Consider the following 6,897-nt stretch of genomic DNA (forward strand, 5'->3'; position numbering starts at 1 on the left):
TGCCTTCTGTTTTTTGCGCTTATCATCGTGGCGAAGATTGGCTGGAACCATCTGAGGCCATGGCGCCGGGACGGGTACAGGTTCAGGTGGACTTCGATCCGCTGAAAGAGATCATCAGGCCCTTCTGGAGTGTCGCCGAATGAAAACCCTTGGCCTTCTGGGCGGCATGAGCTGGGAATCGACCGCGATCTACTACCGCCTGCTCAACGAGATCGTGCGCTCGCGGCTGGGCGGGCTGCATTCGGCCAGATTGCTGCTCTGGTCGTTCGACTTCGCCGAGATCGCCGAGCGGCAGCATCACGGTGACTGGGACGGCGCCGGCGTACTTCTCGTCGAAGCGGCGCGCAAGCTCGAGGCGGGCGGCGCGGAAGGCCTGCTTCTGTGCACCAACACCATGCACAAACTGGCCGACCAGGTGCAGGCGTCGGTGTCGATCCCGCTGATCCACATCGCCGATGCCACCGCGATGGCGGTCAAGCGCGCCGGCATGCAGCGCCCGGCGCTGCTGGCGACGCGTTTCACCATGGAGCAGGATTTCTACAAGGGCCGGCTCGCCGACAAATACGGCCTGCGGCCGGTCGTGCCCGATGCCGCCGGACGCGATATGGTCCATCGCGTCATCTACGAGGAATTGTGCCAGGGCATCGTCACGGAAATCTCGAAGACGGCCTATATCGCCGAGACCGAACGCCTGCGCCGCGAAGAGGCCGCCGACAGCGTCATCATGGGCTGCACCGAGATTACCATGCTGATCGGCCAGCAGGATTTCGACATTCCAGTCTTCGACACGACGCGCATCCATGCCGAGGCGGCGGTCGAATTCGCGCTGGGCTGACAGGCTTCCGCAAATTGCCGGACCCCATCTGGCGTCCTTTCTTTCCTTCGCTAGAATGCCCGGAATTTCAAAACAGGCATTTCGAGGGGACAAGATGGATTTTGCGCTTCCGTGGCCGACGAGCCACGGCGAATGGCTGGCGTGGTCGAGCGCCGTCTTCACCGTGCTGCTCGGGCTTTTGTTTTTTCTGGCACCGAGCCTCGCCTTCCGTGCCCTGCGTTTGCAGGTCAAGCCCGAGAAGGCGGCGGCAATCGCCGAGGGGCGTGGCAGGATGTCGGGCTTCTATCTCGGCGTCGGCTTGTGTTGCATCCTCTTGGCGCAGCCGCTGATCTACATGGCGCTCGGCTTCTCCTGGCTGTTCACCGCCTTCGGCAGGCTGCTGTCGATGATGTCGGATGGCGCCAACACGCCTTTCAATTGGGTTTCCATCGGGGTGGAATTGGTGCTGGCGGCATTGCCGCTTGCCTTTGCCTTCGGCTTTCTACCTTGAATCGTTGGGTATTCCGCGATGGAAGACGGGTGACTTTCGCCGGATGCGACAATAGTGCCTGAAAACCATGCGGAACGACGCATTGCGGTCTTAAAATGCCTGTGCTAGACGGCAATCGACTTTCGGCCGGGGATAGCGGAAGCCGCGCCTCCGTGCTCGAAAAAATGCAGTAAGGTCAAAGATTTAGCCAGAGTTTTTGCTCGCGCCAACAATCTACGGCCTGTCAGACAAGAGAAAAGACGGTCCGTGGCTCAATCGTCATCGCCAATCTCAGGTGTCGCAGAACGCTATGCGGGTTCGCTGTTCGAACTCGCCCTGCAGGCAAATTCCGTCGCCAAGGTCGAAGGCGACCTCAACAGCTTCGAAGCCATGCTCGCGGGCAGCGCGGACCTTACCCGCCTGATCAACAGCCCGGTGTTCTCCAGCGAGGACCAGGCCAAAGCCATCGCGGCGATCGCCGACAAGGCCGGGATTACCGGCCTCACCGGCAATTTCCTGCGCGTCGTCGCCAGAAACCGCCGGCTGTTCGCCATTCCCGGCATGATCAGGGCGTTCCGCCAGATCGCCGCCGAACATCGTGGCGAGACCGCTGCTGAAGTGACGTCGGCTCATGAGCTGACCGCTGCCCAGCAGACCGAACTCAAGGCAGCGCTGAAGGGTGTTGCCGGCAAGGACGTGGCCATTTCCGTCACTGTCGATCCGTCGTTGCTCGGCGGGCTGGTGGTCAAGATGGGCTCGCGCCAGATCGATACGTCGCTCAAAACCAAACTCAATTCGCTCAAGCTTGCACTGAAAGAGGTCGGCTGATGGACATCCGCGCCGCGGAAATTTCCGCAATTCTGAAAGACCAGATCAAGAATTTCGGCAAGGAGGCCGAGGTCTCCGAAGTTGGACAGGTGCTGTCCGTCGGTGACGGTATCGCCCGCGTCTACGGCCTCGACAATGTCCAGGCCGGCGAAATGGTCGAGTTTCCCGGCGGCATCCGCGGCATGGCGCTCAACCTCGAAGCCGACAATGTCGGCGTCGTCATCTTCGGTGCCGACCGCGACATCAAGGAAGGCGACATCGTCAAGCGCACCGGCGCCATCGTCGACGTCCCCGTCGGTCCCGGCCTGCTCGGCCGCGTCGTCGACGCACTCGGCAATCCGATCGACGGCAAGGGCCCGATCAAGGCAGTCGAGCGCAAGCGCGTCGACGTCAAGGCGCCCGGCATCATCCCGCGCAAGTCGGTGAACGAGCCGATGTCGACCGGCCTCAAGGCCATCGATGCGCTGATCCCGGTCGGCCGCGGCCAGCGCGAGCTGGTCATCGGCGATCGCCAGACCGGCAAGACCGCCATCATCCTCGACACGATGCTCAACCAGAAGTCGGTGCACGACAACGGCCCCGAGAAGGAAAAACTCTACTGCGTCTATGTCGCCGTCGGCCAGAAGCGTTCGACCGTCGCGCAGTTCGTCAAGGTGCTGGAAGAGCGCGGCGCGCTCGAATACTCGATCATCATCGCAGCCACCGCTTCCGATCCGGCGCCGATGCAGTTCCTGGCGCCGTTCGCCGGCTGCACCATGGGTGAGTATTTCCGCGACAATGGCATGCATGCGCTGATCAGCTATGACGATCTGTCGAAGCAGGCCGTCGCCTATCGCCAGATGTCGCTGCTGCTGCGCCGCCCGCCGGGCCGCGAAGCCTATCCGGGCGACGTCTTCTATCTGCATTCGCGCCTGCTCGAGCGTGCCGCAAAGCTCAACGACGATCTGGGCGGTGGATCGCTGACCGCACTGCCGATCATCGAAACGCAGGCCAACGACGTGTCGGCCTATATCCCGACCAACGTGATCTCGATCACCGATGGCCAGATCTTCCTCGAAACCAACCTGTTCTTCCAGGGCATCCGTCCTGCGGTGAACGTCGGCCTGTCGGTCAGCCGCGTCGGCTCGGCCGCGCAGGTCAAGGCGATGAAGCAGGTCGCCGGCTCGATCAAGGGCGAGCTCGCGCAGTACCGCGAAATGGCGGCCTTCGCGCAGTTCGGCTCGGATCTCGACGCCGCCACGCAGCGCCTGCTCAACCGTGGATCGCGCCTGACCGAACTCCTGAAGCAGCCGCAGTTCTCGCCGCTGAAGACGGAAGAGCAGGTCGCGGTGATCTTCGCCGGCGTCAACGGCTATCTCGACAAGCTGCCGGTCAACCAGGTCGGCAAGTTCGAGCATGGTCTGCTCAGCCACATGCGTTCGGCCGGCAAGGACGTTCTCGACGCCATCCGCAAGGAAAAGGCGCTGTCGGACGATCTGCGCGCCAAGCTGAAGGCCGAGATCGACGCTTTCGCCAAGACTTTCGCTTGAGCGAATTGCAAGACGGGATCAGGTTTGAAGCATGCCTTCATTAAAAGACCTTCGTAACCGTATCGCCTCGGTCAAGGCGACGCAGAAGATCACCAAGGCGATGCAGATGGTCGCTGCGGCGAAGCTGCGCCGTGCGCAAGAGGCCGCGGAAGCGGCGCGCCCCTATTCGGAGCGCATGGGTTCCGTGCTGGCCAACATCACCCAGGCAATCGGCGGCGGCGGCGATGCCCCAGCGCTGATGACCGGCACCGGCAAGGATGACGTGCATCTGCTCGTCGTCTGCACCGCCGAGCGCGGCCTGTGCGGCGGCTTCAATTCGCAGATCGCCCGCCTTGCCCGCGACCATATCCGCAAGCTGCTGGCCGACGGCAAGCAGGTCAAGATCATCTGCGTCGGCAAGAAGGGTTTCGACATCCTGCGCCGCGACTATGCATCGCTGATCATCGACCGTGTCGATCTGCGCGAGGTCAAGACGCTTGGTTTCGTCAATGCCGATGCCATCGCCAAGAAGGTCATCCACCTCTTCAACGAGGGCGCCTTCGACATCTGCACGCTGTTCTATTCGCAGTTCAAGTCGGTGATCAGCCAGATCCCGACCGCGCAGCAGATCATCCCGGCCGGCCTGGCTTCGACTCCGGCCGAGGCGAACGACGGCGGCAACGCTGTCTATGAATACGAGCCGGAGCCGGGCGAAATCCTCTCCGACCTCATTCCGCGCAACATCTCGGTACAGGTTTTCCGGGCGCTGCTCGAAAACGCCGCCGGTGAAATGGGCGCCAAGATGAGCGCCATGGACAATGCGACGCGCAACGCCGGCGAGATGATCAACAAGCTGTCGATCACCTACAACCGTCAGCGGCAGGCGCAGATCACCAAGGAACTGATCGAAATCATTTCGGGCGCCGAGGCGCTCTAGACGCGGTCCGCGGGTCATCGACCCGCGACCGGACCGCGTGAGAAACAAAGGACGAAAAAGGGTAAAGACGATGGCGAAAGCAGCGACCCCCCAGAAGGCGGCCCCCAAGGCGGCAGCCGCGAAGACCGCAGCCCCCGCGAAGGCGGCGGCCAAGGCTCCAGCCGCGAAGGCAGCTCCGGCCAAGGCAGCTCCGGCAAAGTCGGCGGCCGCACCCGCCAAGGCTGCCGCGGCCAAGACATCGGCAGTGGCCAGCAAGGCAACCGGCGTTGTCGGCAAGGTCCGCCAGGTCATCGGCGCCGTTGTCGACGTGCAGTTCGGCGATCACCTGCCGGCGATCCTGAACGCGCTCGAGACGACCAATGTCGGCAACCGCCTCGTGCTGGAAGTTGCCCAGCATCTGGGTGAAAACACCGTGCGCTGCATCGCCATGGACTCGACCGAAGGTCTGGTTCGCGGCCAGGACGTGCGTGACACCGGCGCGCCGATCACCGTTCCGGTCGGCCCGGGCATGCTCGGCCGCATCATCAACGTCATCGGCGAGCCCGTCGACGAAGAAGGTCCGGTCGACGCGACCGAAATGCGCTCCATCCACCAGCCGGCTCCGACCTATGTCGAGCAGTCGACGGAAGCCCAGATCCTGATCACCGGCATCAAGGTGCTCGACCTGCTAGCTCCCTACGCCAAGGGCGGCAAGATCGGCCTGTTCGGCGGCGCCGGCGTCGGCAAGACCGTGCTGATCCAAGAGCTGATCAACAACATCGCCAAGGCGCATGGCGGCTATTCGGTGTTCGCCGGCGTCGGCGAGCGCACCCGCGAAGGCAACGATCTCTATCACGAGTTCATCGAATCCGGCGTCAACAAGAAGGGCGGCGGTGAAGGCTCCAAGGCCGCACTCGTCTACGGCCAGATGAACGAGCCGCCGGGCGCGCGCGCCCGCGTCGGCCTGACCGGCCTGACGGTCGCCGAATATTTCCGCGACCAGGGCCAGGACGTGCTGTTCTTCGTCGACAACATCTTCCGCTTCACGCAGGCGGGTTCGGAAGTGTCGGCTCTGCTCGGCCGTATCCCTTCGGCGGTGGGCTATCAGCCAACACTCGCCACCGACATGGGCGCGCTGCAGGAACGCATCACCACCACCACCAAGGGCTCGATCACGTCCGTGCAGGCCATCTACGTGCCCGCCGACGACTTGACCGATCCGGCACCGGCGACCTCGTTCGCTCACCTTGACGCGACGACGACGCTCAACCGCGCCATCGCCGAAAAGGGCATCTACCCGGCCGTCGACCCGCTCGATTCGACCTCGCGCATGCTCGACCCGCTGGTCGTCGGCGACGAGCACTATGGCGTCGCGCGCCAGGTGCAGTCGATCCTCCAGCGCTACAAGTCGCTGCAGGACATCATCGCCATCCTGGGCATGGACGAGCTGTCGGAAGAGGACAAGCAGACCGTGGCTCGCGCCCGCAAGATCGAGCGCTTCCTGTCGCAGCCTTTCTTCGTCGCCGAAGTGTTCACCGGCGCGCCGGGCAAGCTGGTCGACCTCGCCGACACCATCAAGGGCTTCAAGGGCCTCTGCAATGGTGACTACGATCACCTCCCGGAAGCTGCCTTCTACATGGTTGGCGGCATCGAGGAAGCGGTCGAGAAGGCACAGCGCCTGGCGGCTGAAGCGGCGTAATCAAGCGCATAGCGAATAGGGAGTAGCGAATAGGGAATATGGGCCGGCGAATTCTTCTGACTACTCGCTACTCGCTATTCGCTATTCGCTAAATTGACATGGCTGAAGCTTTCAAGTTCGAACTGGTCTCGCCGGAGCGCCTGCTTGTTTCCGAGCAGGTTGAATCCGTCGTCATTCCGGGCGCCGAAGGCGAGATGACCGTGATGGCGCATCACGCGCCGGTCATGACCACGATCAAGCCGGGCGTCGTCACGGTGAAGACCGCGGCGGGCGGTGAAGAACGCTATGTGGTGTTCGGCGGTTTCGCTGACATCGTTCCGGCCGGCTGCACGCTGCTGGCGGAATCGGCTGTCGCGGTAAAAGATGTCGACCGCGCCGATCTCGCGCGCCGCATCCAGGAAGCTAAGGAAGATGCCGCCGATGCCAAGGACGACCAGGCTCGCAGCAAGGCGGAACAGTTCCTTAGCCAGCTCACCACGCTGGAAGGCGCTATCCTGTCGGCCTGAAGTCCGCACCAAATGACTGATTGAAAAGCGCGGCCTTGCCTTAATGCAGTTCACTTAAGTTGGGCTGGATGAGGATCTGGTAAGACCTATCGAGCAGGATGGAGATTCGTTTCCATCCTGTTCGTGTTTTGAGATG

7 protein-coding genes are annotated in these 6,897 nt (G+C 62.7%); all 7 read left to right on the plus strand.

Annotated elements, in window-relative coordinates; all coding sequences use genetic code 11:
* Window positions 1-139: 139 nt before the first annotated feature.
* The 7 genes from NKI38_RS20770 (at window position 140) to NKI38_RS20800 (ending at window position 6,761) form a co-directional block, all read left to right on the plus strand.
* Window positions 140-835 (plus strand): aspartate/glutamate racemase family protein, encoded by a 696-nt coding sequence (locus tag NKI38_RS20770; protein ID WP_352660075.1) that lies wholly within the window; start codon window positions 140-142, stop codon window positions 833-835.
* A gap of 94 nt (window positions 836-929) precedes the next feature.
* Window positions 930-1,325, plus strand: a complete 396-nt coding sequence (locus tag NKI38_RS20775) for an AGROH133_08824 family phage infection protein (RefSeq protein ID WP_352660077.1) — start codon at window positions 930-932, stop codon at window positions 1,323-1,325.
* A 246-nt stretch (window positions 1,326-1,571) separates the two neighbouring features.
* A complete protein-coding gene (locus NKI38_RS20780; protein WP_352660079.1) occupies window positions 1,572-2,132 on the plus strand; it encodes a F0F1 ATP synthase subunit delta in 561 nt (186 codons plus the stop codon).
* On the plus strand, window positions 2,132-3,661 hold the full coding sequence (gene atpA, locus NKI38_RS20785; RefSeq protein ID WP_352660081.1) for a F0F1 ATP synthase subunit alpha: 1,530 nt from the start codon (window positions 2,132-2,134) through the stop codon (window positions 3,659-3,661). Before NKI38_RS20780 ends, atpA begins: the two co-directional genes overlap by 1 nt.
* 31 nt (window positions 3,662-3,692) lie before the next feature.
* Window positions 3,693-4,577: a F0F1 ATP synthase subunit gamma gene (locus tag NKI38_RS20790; protein ID WP_352632891.1), complete on the plus strand. Its 885-nt coding sequence runs from the start codon at window positions 3,693-3,695 to the stop codon at window positions 4,575-4,577.
* A gap of 70 nt (window positions 4,578-4,647) precedes the next feature.
* Complete coding sequence (atpD, locus tag NKI38_RS20795) at window positions 4,648-6,255, plus strand: F0F1 ATP synthase subunit beta (protein WP_352660083.1); 1,608 nt, start codon at window positions 4,648-4,650, stop codon at window positions 6,253-6,255.
* Between the two features lie 98 nt (window positions 6,256-6,353).
* The gene (locus NKI38_RS20800) at window positions 6,354-6,761 is read left to right on the plus strand and encodes a F0F1 ATP synthase subunit epsilon (protein ID WP_352660085.1); all 408 of its coding nucleotides are present in this window, start codon (window positions 6,354-6,356) and stop codon (window positions 6,759-6,761) included.
* The last annotated feature ends 136 nt before the right edge of the window (window positions 6,762-6,897 follow it).

The sequence above is a fragment of the Mesorhizobium sp. M0621 genome (assembly GCF_040320745.1).
Taxonomy (GTDB): domain Bacteria; phylum Pseudomonadota; class Alphaproteobacteria; order Rhizobiales; family Rhizobiaceae; genus Mesorhizobium.